The following is a 19,786-nucleotide window of genomic DNA, read 5'->3' on the forward strand; positions in this document are numbered from 1 at the left end:
ACAATAAGCGGTAGACCAAAAGAGCCTCCTGACCAAAGTAAATGCTTTAATAAATTAATAATTATGTTTAAAAACGTTAAGACAATTGTTGTTTTAGTTTTATGGAGTTCGTTAGGACTTCAAGCGCAAAATAAAGTTCCGGTTTATCTGGATGATAAAAAGCCAATTCAGGAACGCGTAGAAGATGCGCTTCTGCGAATGACTACCGACGAGAAAATTGCCATGATTCATGCACAGTCTAAGTTTAGTTCGCCCGGCGTTCCTCGTTTGGGAATTCCTGAAAACTGGATGACAGACGGACCACACGGAATTCGTACAGAGGTTTTATGGGACGAGTGGGATCAAGCCGGCTGGACAAATGACTCCTGTATTGCTTTTCCTGCGCTTACCGCTCTTTCAGCTACCTGGAATAAGGAATTAGCTGCATTATACGGGAAATCAATAGGAGAAGAAGCCCGTTTTCGTAATAAAAATGTATTGTTAGGACCAGGTGTAAACATCTACAGAACGCCATTAAACGGTCGTAACTTCGAATACATGGGAGAAGATCCTTTTCTGACTTCAAAAATGGTAGTTCCTTATATCAAAGGAGTTCAGTCTAATGGAGTTGCTGCTTGTGTCAAACATTTCGCCCTAAACAATCAGGAAACCAACCGTAATGCGGTAAACGTAATTGTTGATGATCGTGCTTTATATGAAATTTATTTACCCGCTTTTAAAGCTGCCGTTCAAGAAGGTGATGCCTGGGCAATAATGGGCTCTTACAATAAATACAAAGGGCAACATTGCTGTCATAATGAGTTTTTATTGAATGATATTCTTCGCGGAGAATGGGGTTTCAAGGGTGTTGTAATTTCCGATTGGGGAGGAGTTCATGACACCAAACAAGCCATTCACAATGGTTTGGATATGGAGTTTGGCTCGTGGACAAACGGACTTTCGTGGGGAACAAGTAATGCTTACGACAACTATTATTTAGGGAAACCTTACTCAAACATGATTAAAAATGGTGAAGTAGGAACTAAAGAACTGGACGATAAAGTACGTCGTATTTTACGTTTATCTTTCTTAACTACTATGAATAAAGAAAGACCTTTCGGCTCTTTCGGAACCAAAGAACATGCTGATGCCGGATTAAAAATTGCCGAAGAAGGAATTGTATTACTTCAAAACAAAAATAATGTTTTGCCAATCGATCTTTCTAAAACCAAAAAAATTGCGGTAATCGGAGAAAATGCGATCAAAATGATGACCGTTGGCGGGGGAAGTTCTTCGCTTAAAGCGAAATACGAAGTTTTACCTTTAGACGGTTTGAAGAAGAGAGTAGGTTCACAAGCCGAAATTGTATACGCTCGTGGTTATGTGGGAGACCCAACCAGTAAGTACAACGGCGTAGTTGCAAAAGTTAGCTTAGAGGACAAACGTTCCCAGGAAGAGTTGACTGCCGAAGCTTTGAAGATAGCAAAAGACGCCGATATCGTATTGTTTTTTGGAGGATTGAACAAAAGTGATCATCAGGATGCAGAAGGACATGATCGAACAGAACTAGGACTTCCGTACCATCAGGATCAATTGATTTCTGAATTGCTTAAAGTGAATAAAAAAATCGTTTTTATAAATATTTCAGGTAATGCTGTAGCGATGCCGTGGGTAAAAGAAGTTCCCGGAATTGTTCAGGGATGGTTTTTAGGTACCGAGGCCGGAAATGCTTTGGCAGCTGTTTTAGTAGGAGATGTAAATCCTTCGGGAAAACTGACTTTTACTTTTCCTGTAAAATTATCGGATAACGGTGCTCATGCTTTAGGAGAATTTCCGGGTGGCGATGAGGTAACCTATAAAGAAAGCATTTTTGTCGGATACCGTTGGGCAGACAAGCAAAAAGCAAAACCCTTATTTGCTTTCGGACATGGTTTAAGCTACACTACTTTTGAATACGGAAAAGTTACAGCCGACAAAAAACAAATGACAGCCGGAGATCAGATCACGTTTTCTGTAAAAGTAAAAAATACAGGAAGCAGAGAAGGATCTGAAGTCGTTCAGCTGTATATCAGTGATTTGAAATCGTCTTTACCTCGTCCGATTAAGGAATTGAAAGGTTTCGAGAAAATTTCGCTTAAAGCGGGAGAAGAGAAAACAGTAACGTTTACAGTAGATAAAACAGCTTTAAGCTTTTTTGATGATAAAAAACACGACTGGGTGGCTGAACCCGGAGCTTTCGAAGCTATAATTGGAGCCTCGGCAGTAGATATAAAATCTAAAGTGAGTTTCTCGCTTCAATAATTTCTATTAATTTCTAAACTTTGGTTGGTTTGTAAAGCTGCAATGGTAAAAAGTTGCAGCTTTTTTTTAATCGACTACTTATGGAATGTGAAATAGGAGAGGTTTTATTTAAAATAATAATAATTTAAAAAGTATAGCATGAAACGAATAGTATTACTGACAGGAGTTTTTCTTTTGTTGCAAAATCTTTCTGCGCAAAGTCTTAACAAAATGCAATGGTTTAATGAACCTGAAAAATGGGAAATTAAGAATAATGCTTTGCTAATGAATGTTACGGCCAATAGTGATTACTGGCGTATTTCGCATTACGGATTTACGGTAGACGATGCCCCGTTTTATTATGCGAATTATGGTGGGGAATTTGAGGCAAAAGTAAAACTTACCGGAGATTATAAAGCCCGTTTTGACCAAATGGGATTAATGATTCGCGTTGATGAAAAAAACTACATCAAAACCGGAGTTGAATTTGTGGACGGAAAATTTAATATCAGCACCGTTGTAACACATGATAAAAGCGATTGGAGTGTTACAACTTTAGACAAGGCACCACCTTTTGTTTGGATAAAAGTAGTACGTCGTTTAGACGCGATTGAAGTGTTTTTCTCGTACGATGATAAAACCTATACCATGACCCGAAATGCACCGCTACAAGACAATACACCTGTGATGGTAGGTTTGATGGCAGCATCACCTGACGGAAAAGGATTTGAAGCTAAATTCGAAAATTTTACGGTAAAACAGCTGCCGGATCAGCGCAGGACGGAATGGCTTAACAGGCAAAATTCTAATAAATAAAAGGTTAAAATTCAAAATCCAAATTCCAAAATCCAAATTCCAAAATCCAAATTCCAAAATCCAAATTCCAAAATCCAAAATCCAAAATCCAAATTTCAAAACCTAAATTCCAAATGGGTTTTGTTTTATTTTTTGGATGTGGAATTTTAACGCGAAACTTTGTTTCGTTCTGATTGTTTAAGTTATTGAGATGTTTTTTTGAGTTGTAAAACAATGTCTTGATGTGTTAAAAAGATAAAATCGCTCTACTTGAAATTTTTAGTATTTTAGATTAAACCAAAACTAACCTTTTAACCACCAAAATATTTTATGAGTTCAGATTCATCAGTTATCAAACCTAAAAAGCATTACGAGATTCTTGACGGATTGCGCGGTGTTGCGGCAATTTTAGTAGTTGCTTTTCACATTTTTGAAACTTTCTCAGGCGGGAATCGTTTTATACAAATGATCAATCACGGTTATCTGGCTGTGGATTTCTTTTTTCTCTTATCGGGCTTTGTCGTTGCCTATGCGTACGACGATCGCTGGGAAAAGATGACCCAATGGGAGTTTTACAAACGACGTTTAATTCGTTTGCAACCTATGGTCATTATGGGAATGATCATTGGAGCCGCATTGTATTATTTTCAGGCTTCAGATGTTTTATTTCCGCAAATTGCAACTATGCCGGTTTGGAAACTGATTCTGGTGATGTTTGTTGGATTTACCTTAATTCCGTTGACACCATCAGCAGAGATTAGAGGTTGGGGCGAAATGCATCCGCTCAACGGGCCGGCCTGGTCTTTGTTTTTTGAATATATTGCCAATATACTCTACGCGGTACTCTTTCGCAGATTTTCAAATAAAGTGATGACACTATTTGTTGTGATATTTGCCGGAATGTTTATCAATTATACTGTTTTTGGACCAAAAGGGGATGTGATTGGGGGCTGGTCTTTAAACCTGGAACAAATGAATGTTGGTTTTACGCGTTTATTGTATCCGTTTTTTGCCGGAGTTTTACTTTCCCGTTTAGGAAAATTAATTCACATAAAAGGAGCATTCTGGATCTGTAGTTTGTTGATCACGATAGTATTAGCCATCCCAAGAATTGGAGACGAAAATACTTTATGGATGAATGGGATCTATGAATCCGTTTGTGTTATTTTATTATTTCCTTTAATTGTCTCTATTGGAGCCGGAGGAGAATTGAAAAATCCGTTTTCATTGAAAATCTGTAAACTTTTGGGAGCTATTTCATACCCAATTTACATTACACATTATCCGCTTATTTATTGGTATACAGCTTGGGTTGTAGATAATAAAGTTGCTTTAAAAGACGGTTATATGTTGGGAATCGGAGTTTTGATTGCCAGTATCGTATTGGCTTATGCCTGTTTGAAACTATACGATGAGCCGGTTAGGAATTGGTTGCAGAAGAAATTTCAAAAAAGAAGTGTGCCTGTTTTATAAAAGATAAAAATTTCATTTGTGATTTTGTTAGTTACAGATAAGTAAAAGGGATGAAAATTTAAGTTTTGTCCCTTTTTTAGTTTATATCTTTGATGAAAGTAGAACATACAAAGGATATCAGATATGGATGAAATTCATGAATTACCCATTTTTCAAAAAGCAGAACAAATTTTAAAACTTACCGAAGGATTTGTGCATATTGTGCCAGCTGAAAATGTTTTTTTACAGGAAACAACAGTTTGTTTTATGCTGGAAAATGCAATGCTTATTCCAGCTAAAATAGCAGCTGCGGAAGGTGGTGATCTATATGATTTACGCATGGAAAATGCTGCAATTATTCGAAAAGCTGCCAGAGAATTATATGTTCAGGCAGGGAGTTTGCGTTATGAAAAAGATATTACAGCTCTTGAGTATATTACGTTATTAAGAAATACAATTGATGAATTTCGTTTTTTATTTGTTGATTGGGTAGCAAGTTTTGATGTTTGGAATTATATCAAAGATGATTGGGGGCTATTTAATCCACCCGGAGTTAATGCCCATGATAAAGATCCCGACGATGATATTCCTTTTGATTCAAGTGACTTTTTTGAAACAGATGGAGATGATGATGAGTAATTTGTTGGAGTTAACCCATTTCCTGCAAGGCCTTTTTTTGACCTTGTAGGTATAATTTGAGTTATTAGTTATTAAAAACCTACAAGGTCAAAAAGACCTTGCAGGAGTATATAAGATGCTTTAATTAACTGTAAAAGAGATGTCTTTTTTAGATAGTAGAAAGAAAAATTATTCTAAAATCAAATTGTCATAGAGAAGGTAGTAAGCTACAACTAAACCTTGCTACTCTTGCACAAATCCTTGTGTACCTTGTTTTTACTTTGTGATTAAATAAAGTAAGGGTTCGCAAAGATTTTCTTTTGCACGCAGATTTAGCAGATTAGGCTGATCTTTTACCTCTTAAAAATCTGTTTAATCTGCTAAATCTGCGTGCAAAAAAAATTAGATGTGAAATTAAAAAGGAGTCATACTGCTATAATTAAACTTTGCGCTCCTTGTGGTTAAAATTGCCGCCATAAATCCGGAAAATAAATTACTCCAAAACCAATTGTCCTAAAGCTTCTTTACTAAAACCTTTTAATTGGTCTGTTTTTCCTGCTTTGATTTTCGCCACCCAATTCGGGTCAGATAAAAGAGGTCTTCCAACCGCAACCAAATCAAAATCGCCTCTGTCGAAACGTCTGTTTAATTCTTCTAATGAAGTTGGTTGAGAACTTTCGCCGGCAAAAGCACCAAAGAAATCTCCCGATAATCCAACAGAACCTACCGTAATAGTTGGTTTACCTGTAATTTTCTTAGCCCAACCCGCAAAATTCAAATCAGAATTTTCAAACTCAGGTTCCCAGAAACGGCGTTGTGAACAGTGTAAGATATCTACACCGGCATCCACAAGAGGAGTAAGCCAGGCTTCCATTTCCTGCGGATTTTTAGCCAGTTTATAATTGTAATCAGAAGGTTTAAATTGAGAAAATCTCATTATAACAGCGAAATCTTCTCCAACTTGCTTTCTGATTTCTTTAATTACTTCTATAGCAAAACGGTTACGTTCCGGCAATGTTTTTCCACCATAACCATCGGTACGCAAATTGGTTTCGGCTCTAAAGAATTGATCGATTAAATAACCGTGAGCGCCGTGAATTTCGATAGTATCAAAACCTAATCTTTTTGCATCTGCAGCGGCTTTTCCAAAAGCGATTATTGTATCCTCAATATCTTTTTCAGACATTGCATTTCCGTTACTAAAATCAGGTCGGTTTAATCCGGATGGCCCTTCAAAAGGAGTAGGAGGAACCCATCCCGAATGGTGGTTGTCCATAATTCCCATATGCCAGATTTGTGGCCCCATTTGTCCTCCGGCTGCATGAACTTCATCGATGACCTTTTTCCAGCCTTGCAGCGCTGCGTCTCCATGAAAACGAGGTACATTGGCATCATTCGAAGAAGAAGCTCTGTTGATTACGGTTCCTTCAGACAATATTAATCCAACTTCGCCTTCCGCTCTTTTTTGGTAGTAAGAAGCTACGTCGTTAGTTGGGATTCCGTTAGGAGAAAAAGAGCGCGTCATTGGCGCCATTACGATTCTATTTTTAAGACTTAAAGTTTTTAAGTGAAAGGGAGTAAATAAACTATTTGTACTCATAGTAATTTATAAATTAGATTTAATTATTTTACTGAGTGCTTCAAAGGCACCTTCGTTGCGTTTGTAGTATGTCCATTGTCCAACGCGTTTAGATTCGATAAAACCCGCACGTTGCAAAATCGACAAATATTCAGAAACTGTTGATTGTGTCAGGCCTGCCTTGGCTTGTATCTGCCCAACACAAACGCCATGTTCAAATCCTGCAGTGATTTGGCCTGGGAAGTTTATTTCAGGTTCTTTTAACCATTCCAGCATTTGTAATCTGGATTTATTAGACAATGCCTTGAATATTTCGATATGTTCCATGTGGCAAAGATATCGACTTTTCCCGATATACCTATTTAACGAAAAATATTTAGCATAACTTTAAGATGGAGCAGGGGGATATTAGAAGCTTAAATTTTGAAGGAGGTATTGAAATATTTCAGGAAGTCATTATATTTGTTTTGATTTAGGTCTTTTATTGCTATTTCCGGCAAGCCGCCAGAATACAGGTTTTTTGACTTACTTTGATGTGAATTTATCACGCAGATTTAACAGATTTATTTGGATTATTTTGACAATAGAATAAGAGAATAGATAGATAAGTGAGCGTTCCAATCATAAAGTTTAGTTTAAATGGACTTATATAACTTATAGGATTAAAAATTTCACACCCAGAAATGCAAAATAGCTAATTCTTTTACTAAGCCAATTAGTATGGAATACGAAAGATTTTGAATTAAAAATGATACAAAAGAAGATAGTCCCAAATTTATCTGATAAACACAATTACCTATGAAAAAAAGCTACTTTATTTTAGCCTTCGTATTCTTTGCTCTAATCCATGTCAACGCACAAGTTGTTGGAACTGATGTAGGAGATATTGCACCCGAAATAGACCTTCCGGACACCAAAGGAACGACAATTGCGCTTTCGTCTTTAAGAGGCGGATTGGTTTTAGTTGACTTTTGGGCAACCTGGTGTGGACCATGTCTAAAAGAACAACCGGAATTACTAAAACTTTATAATACGTATCCGGATAAACTTTCTATCTATGGTGTTTCATTAGACAATAAAAAAGCGAATTGGGTGGCAATGGTTGCAAAATTAAAACAACCTTGGTCTCAGGTTAGTGACATAAGGTATTGGAGCTCTCCTGTTGTGGGTGATTATATGATTCAAGCTTTACCATTTAATGTTTTACTGGATAAAAACGGAGTCGTATTAGCGAAGAACATTCACGGAAATGCATTGAATGAAATGGTCAAAAGCCTGGTAACAACAAAATAGGCGGGGAAATTCCAATAAAAAAAAATCCAAATTCCAATCTTATACGATAAAATTGGAATTTGGAATTTGAGATTTGGAATTTAATTAATCGTTCGGCGTTTTTTTAACCCCTCCAAAATTGGTTTTCAGCATTTCTCTGATTTGAAACTGTGTTTTACTTCGGGTACTGTTTTTCCATTCCTGAAAATCAAGAATATGAATCTGGCTGGCATACGGGTTGGTAACGAAGGCAAGCCTTGAAATCGAGTACTTATAGGATTTTAATTCATTAGACACATGGCGGTCGGGTACAATGATAAGTATGGTTTCCCATTGGAGGAAATTTTTAGGAATATCTTCTCTTTCATTTAGACCAAGCGACTCAAAAAAAGCAACTATTTTTTCATCATTCAGCGTATTAATCTTCTGATCAATGCTTTTCAGGGTGCTATGAAACGTGTCTACATCTTTTATAACACTCATAATTCATACAATTTATCTATTTGTAAGTAAAATTAAGTTAATTGAATAAGATTTGACAAATAAGAGCAGATAGAATGATTCTAAATTTTTTAAAACCCAATGATGATAGATGCAACTTTAAGAATGCTAGTGACTTAAGGGGGGTAAATCCCAATTCTCAAATTCCAAATTCCAAATTCCAAATTAAAAAAACAAATCCCAAAATCTACAATCTGCAATCTACAATCTACAATCTAAAATCTAAGATCTACAATCTAAAATCTTTTCACCTTTCCAAGAAGCAAATATCTGTTTGAATTTCATAACTTTGACGCATGAAGGAAACCCTTATTTCTGAAACTGTTGATTTTGCTGCTTCCGACTTGAAACTGAAGGGGTTTAAAGTGTATGAGGTGGGGAGTGATTGTAGTACCATACCCATTTATAATCGAAGAGATTTTTATAAGATCTGTATTACTACCGGCCAGAATATCATACAATACGCCGACAGAGGGATTGAAACGGACGGAACTATTTTGTTTTTCGGGAATCCGCATATTCCTTATTCCTGGGAAGTATTGTCTCCTTCTTATCATGGTTTTGCCTGTGTTTTTACAGAGGAGTTTCTAAAGGTAAACGATCGTTCTGAAAGTCTTCATGAATGTCCGTTGTTTAAAATCAGCGGAACTCCGATTTTTTATTTATCAGCTGAACAAAAGGTATTTGTAACGTCTCTTTTTCAGAAAATGATTGAAGAACAGGATACGGATTATGTTTTTAAAGACGACTTAATCCGAAATTATATCAATCTGATTATTCATGAATCCATGAAAATGCAGCCTTCGGAAAATTTTTATAAGCATAAAAATGCCTCTTCCAGAATAACGGCCTTATTTTTAGAGCTTTTAGAAAGACAATTTCCGATTGAGACTAAAAACCAGCCGCTTATCTTAAAGACACCGCAAGATTATGCGCAAAATTTGGCTGTTCACGTAAATCATTTAAATCGTTCGGTAAAGGAAATCACGGGAAAACCTACCACAGCCCATATTACAGAACGAATTATCAGTGAGGCAAAAGCATTACTGCAACACACCGATTGGAGTATTGCAGATATCGGATATTCGTTAGGATTTGAATACCCGAGTTACTTCAATAATTATTTTAAAAGACTTACTGGAACGATTCCGAAATCACTTAGGGGGTAAATTGTTTGATATTCTTAATTTTTTGTTTGATTTTTATTATTCGGAGTGACTTTACTAAAGTAAATTTGTGTTCGATTAATCGTAATACTCATTTACAAGTCCTTAGTGGTCGGTTAAAGCGCAGTTTTCAATAACGGATTGCTTTTTAATGATAACACCGCGGATAAATCGGGACTGAAGAGTGACACACCAGCATCCAACAGTTTTTGAATACTTAAAAAGAAACCCTTTAATACCTAATTTATGTCAACAAAATATAGTACCGTCACGGAAGAAGGAAAAGTTTCCAATATTTATATGACTGGTGATGTTTCTTATAAAAAACAAACCAGCGCTATTCACCCAAGAAATACAATGATAAAAGATGTTGCTTTTGAACCGGGTTCAAGATCCAATTGGCATATCAATTCAAGTTTGCAGCTGTTTATAGCTACAGCCGGAGTTGGTTATTATCAGGAAAGGGGTAAAGGAATACAAACGATTCAGAAAGGTCAGGTCATTACCGTATTGCCGGGAGTAGAGCATTGGTACGGTGCAACGCCGAATAGCCGATATTCTCATATCACAATTATCACAGAAATTGATAAAGGCAAAGGAGTCTGGTTAGCAAGTGTAACCGATGAAGAATACAATAGTTTTGAATAAAGTTTCTAAGGCACTAAGTTTCTAAGAAAAAACAGCAAACGTTAAACTTAGAAACTTAGCATCTCAGTACCTTAGAAACTCATCATATTTTTTATCTAAACCTTGTTTAAGCATTTTGGCATGCTTCAAATGTACCGTTAAACCGGCAATACTTTTAGATGGCCAAAGTTTTGAGTCTGGTTAGCAAGTGTAACCGACGAAGAATACAATAGTTTTGAATAAAGTTTCTAAGGCACTAAGTTTCTAAGAAAAAACAGCAAACGTTAAACTTAGAAACTTAGCATCTTAGTACCTTAGAAACTTACCTTATTTTTTATCTAAACCTTGTTTAAGCATTTTGGCATGCTCCAAATGTACCGTTAAACCGGCAATATTTTTAGAAGCCCAAAGTTTTATGTCTTGATCTTTTGCACTCTCAGAGGCTTTTCGTAGTTCATTAATTGCTTTTTCATGACCATCGATCATCATATCTGCGAATTTTTTATCAAAATCAACACCAGATTTTTCGTTTAATTTATTGTATGCTTCCTGACCCTCTTCGGTTAAAGAAGTTGGGATAGTGAAGTTTTTGGTTTTAGCCAAAGCGCTTACTTCAGAAGCAGATTTGGTATGTTGGTCAACAAGCATTTTTCCCAGTTTTTTTACTTCTGCATTGGTACTTTTGGTTTGAGCCAGTTTTCCGATTTCAATTTCAGCCAAATTTACCTCCGTGATATCTACTAAAAATTCAGAGTCATCTTGTTTATCTTCAATGGAGTCAAATTTGGCTTCATTTGTATCTTCAGCGGCCTCTTTAGGGTCTTCTTGTTTCGGTTCATTTTTGCAGGAATTTAGAAATATCAGAATTAATCCCGCGCCAAAAATTACTTTTACTGCCAGTGCTAACTTTTTCATAATGGTATGTTTTAAATGTTATAGTGTAAAACTATTCAGAATCTTAAAAAATATCTTACAGCATTTATAGATAATGTTACAGGATTTCTCTTTTTAGTAGTTTTATGGATCAATCGTATAAAAGCAAGAGTTATGCTTTCAATGTTAATTATGAAAAAAGAGGGGTGAAATGTTTAATCGATTAATTTTGGCCTTTCAATATAAAAATCCGTTTTTGTCAGCGTTTTTGCTATTGTAAATCCGCATAATCCGCGTCCAATGCTACATGATATTTATAGATGGATGGTTGGCCTGAATTTAATTTGGAAAGATTAAGGTTTTACTTCTTCAGGAAGCGGAATTTTGTTTAATTCTTCCTCTTTTTGAGCTCTTTTTTGAGCTGCTTTTCCTTTCCCGATAGGTATTCCGGCTGTTACATACAGCGATCTGTTGTATGAATTTGGGTTGATATCATTTTTCATAACCGGAACCAATCCGTAGTAATATTGAACGGTTAGGTTTAAACCATTTCCAACCTTCATATGATAACCGGTGCCAATAGCGATGCCGGCGTCAATGACGTGAATCTGGTCGCGGATGTTTTTTTTGTAGACAACATCCTCTTTGTCGTATTCCTGATGGAATTTATCAAAGGCTTTTGCTAATAAACCCAATTGTGGTCCGGCTTTGAAATAGATGCCGTTTTTAAGTTGGTACTTGATTAAAATAGGAACATTAAAATACCGAATTTCCCGATCAACACTTCCATTAGCAAAAGTTTTATCCAGGTTTTCATCGTTTAAAGAATAGACCGGCAATCCGTGTGCGCCCATGGGAGATTTTACAATTACTCCGGTATTGATCATCCAGGCCGGATTTTTTTTGGATCGGATATCAAAATAAAAACCTAGATTAAAACCGGGCTCTGTTCCTGAAGTATCCAGGTTAGAGATTGTCGAAAAATTGACACCTCCTTCTAAACCGAACTCCAGAAAAGGGGAGTTGAGTTTGTCTCCAAAGATTAGAGAGATTAAAACCTGAGAATGTACCGGAGCCATACTAAATAATAAAACGAGTAGTACTAATCCTTTTTTCATACAGTTGAAGTTAAAGTCCAAAACGATATTGCAGACCGCATAAAACCTGTGTGCGGCTGCCTAAAAAGCCAGTCTCTAATCGGAGCATAAAGTGTTTATTATATTGAAATTGAGTTCCAACAATAAAGTTCCACATATCTTTTGGGGCTTTCTGAAGCGAGTATTGCACAGTTGAAGAACCTGCGGTACTTAAAGCGCCGTCCAGGGTTGTCAAAATGTTCCCGGCAGATTCTAAGGCTCTGTTTGCGGTATTGTGTTTGGCAATATTGGCTGGATTTTTTTGTTGCGCAGGCGTTAATGCCCCCCACCAATTATCTACTTTTGTTTGATTTTCGGACACTTTTGCCAAACCGTTATCTACTTTTTCCTGAGCACCTTCCAGCGGGATTACATCAGATAAAGCTAAGTTTCCATTGGTATCACCGGAAATATGTACTCTAAATCCGCCAACCCATACCGCAATGTTTTGATCTTCTTTGTGAAATTTGAAAGTTTTACCCAATCGCGGTCCAAAAATATAGGAGAAGGCAGGTTTATCTAAAGCACTAATATCGGTCCAGGCCATATTCATATCAAGAGCCAGCCAGCCACCACCAATTCCTATTGTGGGAGTCATACCGATTCCAAATGTAGTGGCGTTAAAATGCTGTTGGGTTTTAAAACTGACAACTTCAGACCAGTTATTATCGGCATCCGGAACCCAGACACCGGCATTTATTTTGGTCGCTGTATTGGCTTTCCCAAAGATACCATATACATTCAGAAAGGGAAGCAGCCATACATCTGGTCGAATCGTAACAGAACTGGCCACAACAGAAGATTTATCAAAACGTATAATCTCGTCCAGATTGTATAAGGGACCATTATTAAATCCCACTTCTAAGCTATTGATGATAATATCAGACTCCTGCCAGAAGTAATTTACAGAAAGCCCTGCAGAATAAGGTAGTTTATACCCTTTTTGGGCTACTTTTTCTCCCCATATGGGTAGAGCGTACGGGTATTTTTCGACTTTGAGACTGTCTTTAAGTTCCTGGTTTTTTTCTCCAACAATTTTATCAGTATATACCTGTCCGAAAATTTGAATGCTAAAGAATAATAAAAAAGCGGATAGTAGTGTATTGCATTTCATTGGCTTAGTGTTTTTAAAATTAATTAATCAAACTGCGTAAAATAAATAGGTACTAATATTCTTTGTGGTTCTTTTTTAGAATTGTGGTAGTATAGATGGATTATTTTAAAGGATTGAATGGGGCTAATATGTTAATTAGTGTTAAAGTTAAATAATTTTTCTTACCAATTTTATATTATTTTCAATAAGATGAGTTTTTATAATAGGAATAATGTATTGAAAATGAATAGGATGTGGAGTTTAAAGCAAAAAAGACAAAAGAGAAAGCTTCTTTTGTCCTTATGGGGTAATAACGTTGAAAAATTAATCTTCCCAACCGCAAAGTGTTAATCCGTAGCCCTGAGCTTTAGAAACAGGTACTTTTGTAATTTCATGCCGACAGGCGGTTAATCCACGGCAATTTTCGGTGTAATGGTATTTTTTTGCTCCTACAGGCCCACAGATATAAACTTTGGTTTCCAGCGGACGAAAAGAAGCAAAAATGACAAAGAGCAGGATAATGACATGTTTCATTTGATGAGATTTGGGGTTAGGGTTTTAATCGACTAGTAAGAGGTATTCATTTTTTTGATTGTCAGTTGCTTTTAGTCTTCCACGGGAAATCCACTCTGTTTTAATTTCAATATCCGCGATGGTATCAAAAAGGAGTATTCCGGCTCCGTATTTTCCTTGAACATTAATATTCCCATGTACGGAATCTCCTTTAGAATTTACCCCTTTTACATCATAGTTATACTCGTAATGAGTCGGCGTACCCGTTCGGTATTCGTACTGATGTCCGGTATTTACCTGATAGGTTTTTGCTTCTTCGGGCGTAATAGTTTTTCGATCATCGGCTGTAACGACTTCTTGATAGAAGGAATTTATTTTTTGTGGGGGAGCGACTTTTTTGCAACTGACTAGTGTTGATAGCAATACTAAGAGTATATTTTTAATCATAGTTATACCTGAATTTAAGCCAGTTCGTAACTCTCAATAGTTTCTAACAGTTCTTTTTCAAATAAATATACATCATCTATAGTTTGTATGGGTTGACGAATTTCGCTTTTATTGTCATTAAAAAGACTGATGTATTTTTTACCTCCGTTAAGATGCAATCTGCAAATAGGTTTACGGTTATTATCATCAAGCAGTACTCCAAAATAGGATTGCGTATCACGATAGACAATGCGGTTTGTGGGAAGTTTTCGTCTCAGTATGGCCACAACAATTCTGTAACCTTCCAGTTCTTCCTCGCTGGTGATAATTTTGGTATCTTCGGGAATGACAATTTCTTCGGATTCTTCTTTTTGCTTTTGGTTTTCTTTATTAATTGCGGCGTTTAGACGGTCGTTTATCTTTTCGCTGATAAATTGATTAAACCCTTTTTGAACAAGATCTTTAAATTCATCCACCACTTTTTCGGTTAATCTTCCGGCATATACTTTATTAGCAAATAGTTTTATAAATTCATTGGAAGGGTTTTGTAATTCATTGTCGATTTGTTTTTTGATTTCGGTGGTGTATTTAAGTAAACTGGCATTGTTTACGATTTTATTCACATCAAAATTGGACTTGTGAAATTTAATGATCTCGTTTATTACATTCTCTTTTAAACTTGTGATATCAAATTCCAGAAATGGTTTTTCATCCATTTTATTTTTTTCATCCAAATCGGTAAAAAACTGATAGGTAATTCCATTCGTTAAAAGGGCAAATCGTGTTTTAGTAACATGAAAATAGCGGAATAACTGAGAATTATGAATCGTTAGTTTTTCTTTCCAGCTCTTGCATTCGATGATAAGAATGGGAGCACCATCCTGAAAAATCGCATAATCTACTTTTTCTCCCTTTTTCAAGCCCAGATCGGCAGTAAATTCAGGGACAACTTCCATCGGATTAAAAGTGTCATAACCCAATATGTTTATAAAAGGTAAAACAAAAGCATGTTTGGTTGACTCTTCTGTTTCAATTTTATCTTTTAGCAATATAATTTTATCTGCTAATGCTTTAAGTTGAATGTTAATTTCCATAATTGTGTAGTTTAGTAATACTTTGATTGTTTATTCAAATGTAAACCCAATAAAAATCAGTAGTTTATGGAAAACCGTAAACTGATTTTTTTTATATTTAGGGGAGTGTTAAATAGCAAAAAGAGGATCGATAAAATCCTCTTTGCGAAACGAATTAATAATTTTCTTTTAGTTGGAAGTAAAAAGACTACTGCTTTTCCAGTATAAAGTTTTTGATGATTTTTTCCATATTCGATGGTAAATCGGCATTTTTAATTTCAAAACGTTTTACTTTCATTTCAGTAAACCATTTGGTCCAATAGGCTTTTATGACTTTTTCTTCGTAAGGATTCGCACGACTGGGATTAATTCCTAAAACCAAAACTTCCAAATTTAACAGGTCATCATTGGCTTTGATAAAACCAAAATCGCCATTTTGTACTTTTTCCTCCCAGTCTTTTGTGTTCAGACTATTTTTTTTGATCAGTTCCGGTGTAATAAAAGAAGTTCGATTGCCTTCTTTCATTTTAGTACTTTCATAATACATATAACCATCGGTTAATATCACCAGTATATTACGGTCTCCATTTTCAATACACTGATCTTTCACTTTGGAATCAAAAAAACTCCATATATCCGAGCCAATAAAATTGTTGTCTTTTATAGCCGAATTATAAATTTTTGAGGTTTGTAAAGCGTAATTTGAGTTTATTGAATTTAATAACTCCTTTGAAGCATTATTTTTATCAATCGTAATTTTTAGCTTTTGAGAAATTGAATTAATTTCCGGATCTTGAGGCTCAGGATTAAAAAACAATTGCATTTTGTCCTTAATCTGTCTTATTCTTTTGGATTTTAAATGTTGGGTAAAAGCTTCTGAAACCCATTTTATGTATCCCAAATCTCTTTGATAGTATTCCATTGTTGGATTTGGATTCTTCTGAAGACTAATTCTGTCAGACAAGTCCAAAAGTATACTAATGTTATAATTTTCTGCGACTGTGTTTTTAGATAGTATTTCTTCATGAGTTGTATCAGAATCCTGTTTGCACGAAAATGTGGAAATCAATACTAGTAACAGGACGAATGTTTTTGTAAGGTTGTTCATAGAATTAGTTTTTAGAATAGACCAAATGCTGAAAGTCAGGATCTACTAAGTTTAATTTACTAAGATGTTCTTCGGAATGAAGTTCACAGTTTTCCAGCAGTTCTGTTTTTTCTTTATGAGCCAAAGCGATTTCGGTATTTATTGCTTGAAACCACCCTTCTTTGTACTGATGATGGTAGTGCAGGTATTCTTTGACAGGGAATACAAATCCATCGATTTTAGACTGTAGTTCTGAGATTTTCCCGGTTATGGCAATTAGCTGTTGTTTGAAATCATTTGTTTTATTGATGTAGTCTGTTTTTAGTTTTTCTAAATCAATAAGTTTTTCCTTTTTACCTCTTACGAAAGCTCTGATTTTATCTATGTTTTCAAACTCCTTCATGACAAAATCAAAAACAAGTCCCCAGATAATGTACACTACAAATCCGGCGAATATGATCATCCAGAATTCGGCTTCTCCCAATGCAATATTTAGATTATAAGGAGCAGAATCTGTTGTTTTATTAAACTCGTAAATCTTTTTCTCGATTTGGTAAGCCAATAAGGCATCAAATAAAAAGGTGGTAAGGAATAAAGCAATCATCCTGAAGGTATTTTTAATGCCTTTTCCTTTTTGTACCATATGAATTACATAACCTAACCCCATAAAAACAAAGGGTATAGTGACAACCAAAACGCCTTCTAACCAGCTTGCTTTAAAGGAATTGGTCAACGCATCGGCATCAAAAATGGCTGCAGTTAAACTATCATTTGAAAATTCTTTAAAAAAGGCAGAATAAGAAGCAGAAATGTAAAAAACCAGTACATAAAGTGTAATAGGCAGGAGCAAAAATAATCCGATGTAAAACTGGGCTTTCAAGCCCTTTCCATCCTCAATACCGTATTTATCAGGATTGCGTTTTACTTCGATAATTTCATTTTTTATTTGATCAACAGTAGCATCGATATCCAGTTCTTTTTTTTCATAAATGCCAATTGCCGCCTCGCATTTTTTAAGTTCTGTTCTGTTTTTCTCCTGTTCTTCGCGATAAGGCTGTTTTAGTTTATCTTGTTCGAGTTTTTGTTTCCGGCATTGATCTTCAAAACTCATATAAAGATTTTGTAAACATGCTTTTAGAACGATTGGTTTGCCAGTCGCTTTTATAGATGCTGCAAACCCGCTTTGATAATACGTAATTCTGATTTGTTCTCTGTCTTCTTCGTTTTCATCAATAGTTTCGACTGAAGAATCTTCCGTTTTTTTTATGCTGAACAGTTGGGTAAGTGATTTCATGATCTAAGTGTTTAATTGACTAATGATTTCTTCTTTTTGAATGTTTTTCTGAACGCAATCAATAAGGTAACTAGAGAGTTCCTCAATGTTTTCGTCCAGAAAATGAAATTTCCTGCAATACTTTTTCAGCATATTTAGTTCGTCATCGGTAACTTTTCCGTCAGCCCATATGATTCGTGCAAGATCATATAAGTACTCTATGCGTGTGTTTAGTGCCTCTGGTATAATTAGTTCAGAATTGATCGGGTTCAGGAAAAGTTTATCTAATTCCTCTCGTGGAATTCCTCGTTCATCAGCAAAATGATATAGCATTTGAAGTTCTAATACGTCAAATTGATCATCGGATAATGCCATTTGATACAATCTCAAAAAATGGCTTTTTAGTTCTAGTGTCATCATGTTTTGTACTGTTTATTTAGATAAGTTTTCGCAGGCAATTCCGTCTCCGTCCGCATCGAGATTCTTGTAACAGCTTTTATTACTATTAAAAGTTGCTTGTGCTTGTGCCTGAGTTGTAAAATCACCACAAGTTTTAGTTGGACAGTTGTTTTTTGCTGTTGTATCTGTTTTTTCTGATGAGGACGAATCTGAACATGCCATTGGCAATCCTAATAGCAATAGTGCTAAAAATAATATCAGACATCCGTTATTTTTATTCGAAAAAGATTTGGATCTGTTATTAGTATAATGTCCTTGAACATAAGTTCCATCTTTTTTAAAATATGCTTTTCTATATCCCATAGTTATAAATGTTTTAGTGTGTAAATTAAAAGTGTTGTAAATCCTGTAAAAGCAATAAGTACCATACAACCGCTATTTTGATATCTTAGCCCAGGTATTCCCGTCTTAACCGAATAGCTATTCTTGCTAAACGTCCCCATTTTTGTTCTTAAACTTGGAGAAATACCGGATTGACTTAGGTTTATGCCGAGCCCACCTCCGAGTTTTATTCTCTTTTGAAATCGAAATCCCATGGCAGTTTAATTGGTATGACAATCAGGACAGCAGATTTTGCAGCCATTGGATTGAGAATAGGTTTTCTTTGCTTCGATAATGGCAGGTTCACAGGAAGCATATTCACCTAAGTATTTTCTATTGGCAGAAATTGGTAAATGGCTGCAATCGCTTGTATGGACTTCATGATCTTTACTTTCTTGTGCATTTTTGTTTACGTAATAAATTTTCATAATTTTTCAGGTTTAATTAATAGTTTGATTTTTTAATTATTCAAATGTAAACCCAATAGAAACCAGTATTTTATGGAAAACCGTAAACCATAAGAATTTAAAATCGAACCATAAAAAAAGCTCCCGAAGGAGCTTGATAAATGATGGTGCGGACTATTAAAAGACTTAAATAATCCCCATATCTTTGGCAATAGAAACCAGATGAATCGTATTATTGGCCTTAAAAAAGTCTTTTAGTTTTGAGATTCTTTTTTCGATGGTGCTTTTGCTGTTTGGCTTTATCCCCAATTCTTTAAAAGTTTCAGTAAAATCGTCTTGTGGGGTTCCCAAAGACAAATGTTTTATGATTAACACATCAAAATCATCTATTTCGTAATTGTTATTTTCCTTAATTGCAGAAGCAATATCCGGCGAAATGTACTGTTGGTTGGACAGCACTAAATGAATTGCTTTCTTTAACTCTTCAATACTATTTCTGCCTTTCAATACAAAACCATCGATTCCGGATTTATCAAAAAGTGATTTTATGCGATAGCCTTTGTCTTCGACAGAGTAGGCAATGATCTTAATAGGTGGTTGTAAATTGCGAACCTCTTGTATGAGTTCATCTCCATTGGCAATTTTTACCTCGCGATGATCAGTTTTGAAAGACAAATCGCTAATTAGTAAATCATAAGGTTCGTTGTCCTGAACCGCTTTTCGTATTTTTAGAAAAGCATCATCACAATATTTAGCATGTTGATAATTGATAATGCCTAAATCATCAAGGGCTTGCTCGATTCCTAAATTGATGCTATCCAAATCCTCAGCAATTATTACTTTTTTAAACATATAA

Annotated in this window: 23 protein-coding genes; 7 read left to right on the top strand and 16 right to left on the bottom strand. The window is 35.5% G+C overall.

Annotated features, from left to right (window positions below; all coding sequences use genetic code 11):
- Positions 1 to 63 precede the first annotated feature (63 nt).
- The 4 genes from ACHRV5_RS06245 (at position 64) to ACHRV5_RS06260 (ending at position 5,145) form a co-directional block, all read left to right on the top strand.
- Entirely contained in the window at positions 64 to 2,280 is a 2,217-nt protein-coding gene (locus tag ACHRV5_RS06245) for a glycoside hydrolase family 3 C-terminal domain-containing protein (RefSeq protein WP_395426142.1), read from the top strand.
- 138 nt (positions 2,281 to 2,418) lie between these two features.
- The gene (locus tag ACHRV5_RS06250; RefSeq protein WP_395426143.1) at positions 2,419 to 3,075 is read left to right on the top strand and encodes a DUF1349 domain-containing protein; all 657 of its coding nucleotides are present in this window, start codon (positions 2,419 to 2,421) and stop codon (positions 3,073 to 3,075) included.
- Between the two features lie 309 nt (positions 3,076 to 3,384).
- Positions 3,385 to 4,527: an acyltransferase family protein gene (locus ACHRV5_RS06255; protein WP_395426144.1), complete on the top strand. Its 1,143-nt coding sequence runs from the start codon at positions 3,385 to 3,387 to the stop codon at positions 4,525 to 4,527.
- A 123-nt stretch (positions 4,528 to 4,650) separates the two neighbouring features.
- Positions 4,651 to 5,145, top strand: a complete 495-nt coding sequence (locus ACHRV5_RS06260) for a hypothetical protein (protein WP_395426145.1) — start codon at positions 4,651 to 4,653, stop codon at positions 5,143 to 5,145.
- A gap of 472 nt (positions 5,146 to 5,617) precedes the next feature.
- Here the strand turns inward: ACHRV5_RS06260 and ACHRV5_RS06265 are convergent, their stop codons facing one another.
- Positions 5,618 to 6,724: an NADH:flavin oxidoreductase gene (locus tag ACHRV5_RS06265; RefSeq protein ID WP_395426146.1), complete on the bottom strand. Its 1,107-nt coding sequence runs from the start codon at positions 6,722 to 6,724 to the stop codon at positions 5,618 to 5,620.
- Between the two features lie 6 nt (positions 6,725 to 6,730).
- Positions 6,731 to 7,030 carry a helix-turn-helix transcriptional regulator gene (locus ACHRV5_RS06270; protein ID WP_047776431.1) on the bottom strand — a complete coding sequence of 100 codons (300 nt, stop codon included), beginning with the start codon at positions 7,028 to 7,030 and terminating at the stop codon, positions 6,731 to 6,733.
- Positions 7,031 to 7,501: 471 nt separating this feature from the next.
- Between ACHRV5_RS06270 and ACHRV5_RS06275 the strand changes: the two genes are divergently transcribed.
- Positions 7,502 to 7,996, top strand: a complete 495-nt coding sequence (locus tag ACHRV5_RS06275; RefSeq protein WP_395426147.1) for a TlpA family protein disulfide reductase — start codon at positions 7,502 to 7,504, stop codon at positions 7,994 to 7,996.
- Positions 7,997 to 8,080: 84 nt separating this feature from the next.
- Here the strand turns inward: ACHRV5_RS06275 and ACHRV5_RS06280 are convergent, their stop codons facing one another.
- Entirely contained in the window at positions 8,081 to 8,458 is a 378-nt protein-coding gene (locus ACHRV5_RS06280) for a hypothetical protein (RefSeq protein WP_395426148.1), read from the bottom strand.
- A gap of 314 nt (positions 8,459 to 8,772) precedes the next feature.
- Between ACHRV5_RS06280 and ACHRV5_RS06285 the strand changes: the two genes are divergently transcribed.
- Positions 8,773 to 9,645 (top strand): AraC family transcriptional regulator, encoded by an 873-nt coding sequence (locus tag ACHRV5_RS06285; RefSeq protein ID WP_230001755.1) that lies wholly within the window; start codon positions 8,773 to 8,775, stop codon positions 9,643 to 9,645.
- Between the two features lie 243 nt (positions 9,646 to 9,888).
- Complete coding sequence (locus tag ACHRV5_RS06290; protein ID WP_395426149.1) at positions 9,889 to 10,290, top strand: cupin domain-containing protein; 402 nt, start codon at positions 9,889 to 9,891, stop codon at positions 10,288 to 10,290.
- A gap of 306 nt (positions 10,291 to 10,596) precedes the next feature.
- Here the strand turns inward: ACHRV5_RS06290 and ACHRV5_RS06295 are convergent, their stop codons facing one another.
- The 13 genes from ACHRV5_RS06295 to ACHRV5_RS06355 all read right to left on the bottom strand — a co-directional run bounded on the left by ACHRV5_RS06295 (position 10,597) and on the right by ACHRV5_RS06355 (position 19,782).
- The gene (locus ACHRV5_RS06295) at positions 10,597 to 11,184 is read right to left on the bottom strand and encodes a DUF4142 domain-containing protein (RefSeq protein ID WP_395426150.1); all 588 of its coding nucleotides are present in this window, start codon (positions 11,182 to 11,184) and stop codon (positions 10,597 to 10,599) included.
- Between the two features lie 311 nt (positions 11,185 to 11,495).
- Positions 11,496 to 12,260 (bottom strand): porin family protein, encoded by a 765-nt coding sequence (locus tag ACHRV5_RS06300; RefSeq protein ID WP_395426151.1) that lies wholly within the window; start codon positions 12,258 to 12,260, stop codon positions 11,496 to 11,498.
- A 10-nt stretch (positions 12,261 to 12,270) separates the two neighbouring features.
- Positions 12,271 to 13,392 carry a hypothetical protein gene (locus ACHRV5_RS06305; protein WP_395426152.1) on the bottom strand — a complete coding sequence of 374 codons (1,122 nt, stop codon included), beginning with the start codon at positions 13,390 to 13,392 and terminating at the stop codon, positions 12,271 to 12,273.
- Positions 13,393 to 13,695: 303 nt separating this feature from the next.
- Positions 13,696 to 13,905, bottom strand: coding sequence for a hypothetical protein (locus ACHRV5_RS06310; RefSeq protein ID WP_395426153.1), 210 nt, complete (start codon positions 13,903 to 13,905; stop codon positions 13,696 to 13,698).
- 24 nt (positions 13,906 to 13,929) lie between these two features.
- Positions 13,930 to 14,331: a hypothetical protein gene (locus ACHRV5_RS06315; protein ID WP_395426154.1), complete on the bottom strand. Its 402-nt coding sequence runs from the start codon at positions 14,329 to 14,331 to the stop codon at positions 13,930 to 13,932.
- Between the two features lie 14 nt (positions 14,332 to 14,345).
- On the bottom strand, positions 14,346 to 15,404 hold the full coding sequence (locus ACHRV5_RS06320; RefSeq protein ID WP_395426155.1) for a type I restriction endonuclease: 1,059 nt from the start codon (positions 15,402 to 15,404) through the stop codon (positions 14,346 to 14,348).
- A gap of 187 nt (positions 15,405 to 15,591) precedes the next feature.
- Positions 15,592 to 16,491 (bottom strand): hypothetical protein, encoded by a 900-nt coding sequence (locus tag ACHRV5_RS06325; RefSeq protein WP_395426156.1) that lies wholly within the window; start codon positions 16,489 to 16,491, stop codon positions 15,592 to 15,594.
- 4 nt (positions 16,492 to 16,495) lie between these two features.
- Positions 16,496 to 17,764 (bottom strand): ABC transporter permease, encoded by a 1,269-nt coding sequence (locus tag ACHRV5_RS06330; RefSeq protein WP_047776446.1) that lies wholly within the window; start codon positions 17,762 to 17,764, stop codon positions 16,496 to 16,498.
- A gap of 3 nt (positions 17,765 to 17,767) precedes the next feature.
- Positions 17,768 to 18,163: a hypothetical protein gene (locus ACHRV5_RS06335; protein ID WP_230001764.1), complete on the bottom strand. Its 396-nt coding sequence runs from the start codon at positions 18,161 to 18,163 to the stop codon at positions 17,768 to 17,770.
- A 12-nt stretch (positions 18,164 to 18,175) separates the two neighbouring features.
- Positions 18,176 to 18,505 carry an excalibur calcium-binding domain-containing protein gene (locus ACHRV5_RS06340; RefSeq protein ID WP_117610309.1) on the bottom strand — a complete coding sequence of 110 codons (330 nt, stop codon included), beginning with the start codon at positions 18,503 to 18,505 and terminating at the stop codon, positions 18,176 to 18,178.
- A gap of 2 nt (positions 18,506 to 18,507) precedes the next feature.
- Complete coding sequence (locus ACHRV5_RS06345) at positions 18,508 to 18,738, bottom strand: DUF4236 domain-containing protein (RefSeq protein WP_047776450.1); 231 nt, start codon at positions 18,736 to 18,738, stop codon at positions 18,508 to 18,510.
- 6 nt (positions 18,739 to 18,744) lie between these two features.
- The gene (locus ACHRV5_RS06350) at positions 18,745 to 18,951 is read right to left on the bottom strand and encodes a hypothetical protein (RefSeq protein WP_395426157.1); all 207 of its coding nucleotides are present in this window, start codon (positions 18,949 to 18,951) and stop codon (positions 18,745 to 18,747) included.
- 165 nt (positions 18,952 to 19,116) lie between these two features.
- Positions 19,117 to 19,782: a response regulator gene (locus tag ACHRV5_RS06355; protein ID WP_395426158.1), complete on the bottom strand. Its 666-nt coding sequence runs from the start codon at positions 19,780 to 19,782 to the stop codon at positions 19,117 to 19,119.
- Positions 19,783 to 19,786 lie beyond the last annotated feature (4 nt).

This window comes from Flavobacterium sp. FlaQc-52 (assembly GCF_044007495.1).
Taxonomy (GTDB): domain Bacteria; phylum Bacteroidota; class Bacteroidia; order Flavobacteriales; family Flavobacteriaceae; genus Flavobacterium; species Flavobacterium cupriresistens.

Bases quoted from the DNA above. Each gene is read 5' to 3' on its own strand.
- ACHRV5_RS06245 (WP_395426142.1), top strand. From the start codon at position 64: ATGTTTAAAAACGTTAAGACAATTGTTGTTTTAGTTTTATGGAGTTCG.
- ACHRV5_RS06250 (WP_395426143.1), top strand. From the start codon at position 2,419: ATGAAACGAATAGTATTACTGACAGGAGTTTTTCTTTTGTTGCAAAAT.
- ACHRV5_RS06255 (WP_395426144.1), top strand. From the start codon at position 3,385: ATGAGTTCAGATTCATCAGTTATCAAACCTAAAAAGCATTACGAGATT.
- ACHRV5_RS06260 (WP_395426145.1), top strand. From the start codon at position 4,651: ATGGATGAAATTCATGAATTACCCATTTTTCAAAAAGCAGAACAAATT.
- ACHRV5_RS06265 (WP_395426146.1), bottom strand. From the start codon at position 6,724: ATGAGTACAAATAGTTTATTTACTCCCTTTCACTTAAAAACTTTAAGT.
- ACHRV5_RS06270 (WP_047776431.1), bottom strand. From the start codon at position 7,030: ATGGAACATATCGAAATATTCAAGGCATTGTCTAATAAATCCAGATTA.
- ACHRV5_RS06275 (WP_395426147.1), top strand. From the start codon at position 7,502: ATGAAAAAAAGCTACTTTATTTTAGCCTTCGTATTCTTTGCTCTAATC.
- ACHRV5_RS06280 (WP_395426148.1), bottom strand. From the start codon at position 8,458: ATGAGTGTTATAAAAGATGTAGACACGTTTCATAGCACCCTGAAAAGC.
- ACHRV5_RS06285 (WP_230001755.1), top strand. From the start codon at position 8,773: ATGAAGGAAACCCTTATTTCTGAAACTGTTGATTTTGCTGCTTCCGAC.
- ACHRV5_RS06290 (WP_395426149.1), top strand. From the start codon at position 9,889: ATGTCAACAAAATATAGTACCGTCACGGAAGAAGGAAAAGTTTCCAAT.
- ACHRV5_RS06295 (WP_395426150.1), bottom strand. From the start codon at position 11,184: ATGAAAAAGTTAGCACTGGCAGTAAAAGTAATTTTTGGCGCGGGATTA.
- ACHRV5_RS06300 (WP_395426151.1), bottom strand. From the start codon at position 12,260: ATGAAAAAAGGATTAGTACTACTCGTTTTATTATTTAGTATGGCTCCG.
- ACHRV5_RS06305 (WP_395426152.1), bottom strand. From the start codon at position 13,392: ATGAAATGCAATACACTACTATCCGCTTTTTTATTATTCTTTAGCATT.
- ACHRV5_RS06310 (WP_395426153.1), bottom strand. From the start codon at position 13,905: ATGAAACATGTCATTATCCTGCTCTTTGTCATTTTTGCTTCTTTTCGT.
- ACHRV5_RS06315 (WP_395426154.1), bottom strand. From the start codon at position 14,331: ATGATTAAAAATATACTCTTAGTATTGCTATCAACACTAGTCAGTTGC.
- ACHRV5_RS06320 (WP_395426155.1), bottom strand. From the start codon at position 15,404: ATGGAAATTAACATTCAACTTAAAGCATTAGCAGATAAAATTATATTG.
- ACHRV5_RS06325 (WP_395426156.1), bottom strand. From the start codon at position 16,491: ATGAACAACCTTACAAAAACATTCGTCCTGTTACTAGTATTGATTTCC.
- ACHRV5_RS06330 (WP_047776446.1), bottom strand. From the start codon at position 17,764: ATGAAATCACTTACCCAACTGTTCAGCATAAAAAAAACGGAAGATTCT.
- ACHRV5_RS06335 (WP_230001764.1), bottom strand. From the start codon at position 18,163: ATGATGACACTAGAACTAAAAAGCCATTTTTTGAGATTGTATCAAATG.
- ACHRV5_RS06340 (WP_117610309.1), bottom strand. From the start codon at position 18,505: ATGGGATATAGAAAAGCATATTTTAAAAAAGATGGAACTTATGTTCAA.
- ACHRV5_RS06345 (WP_047776450.1), bottom strand. From the start codon at position 18,738: ATGGGATTTCGATTTCAAAAGAGAATAAAACTCGGAGGTGGGCTCGGC.
- ACHRV5_RS06350 (WP_395426157.1), bottom strand. From the start codon at position 18,951: ATGAAAATTTATTACGTAAACAAAAATGCACAAGAAAGTAAAGATCAT.
- ACHRV5_RS06355 (WP_395426158.1), bottom strand. From the start codon at position 19,782: ATGTTTAAAAAAGTAATAATTGCTGAGGATTTGGATAGCATCAATTTA.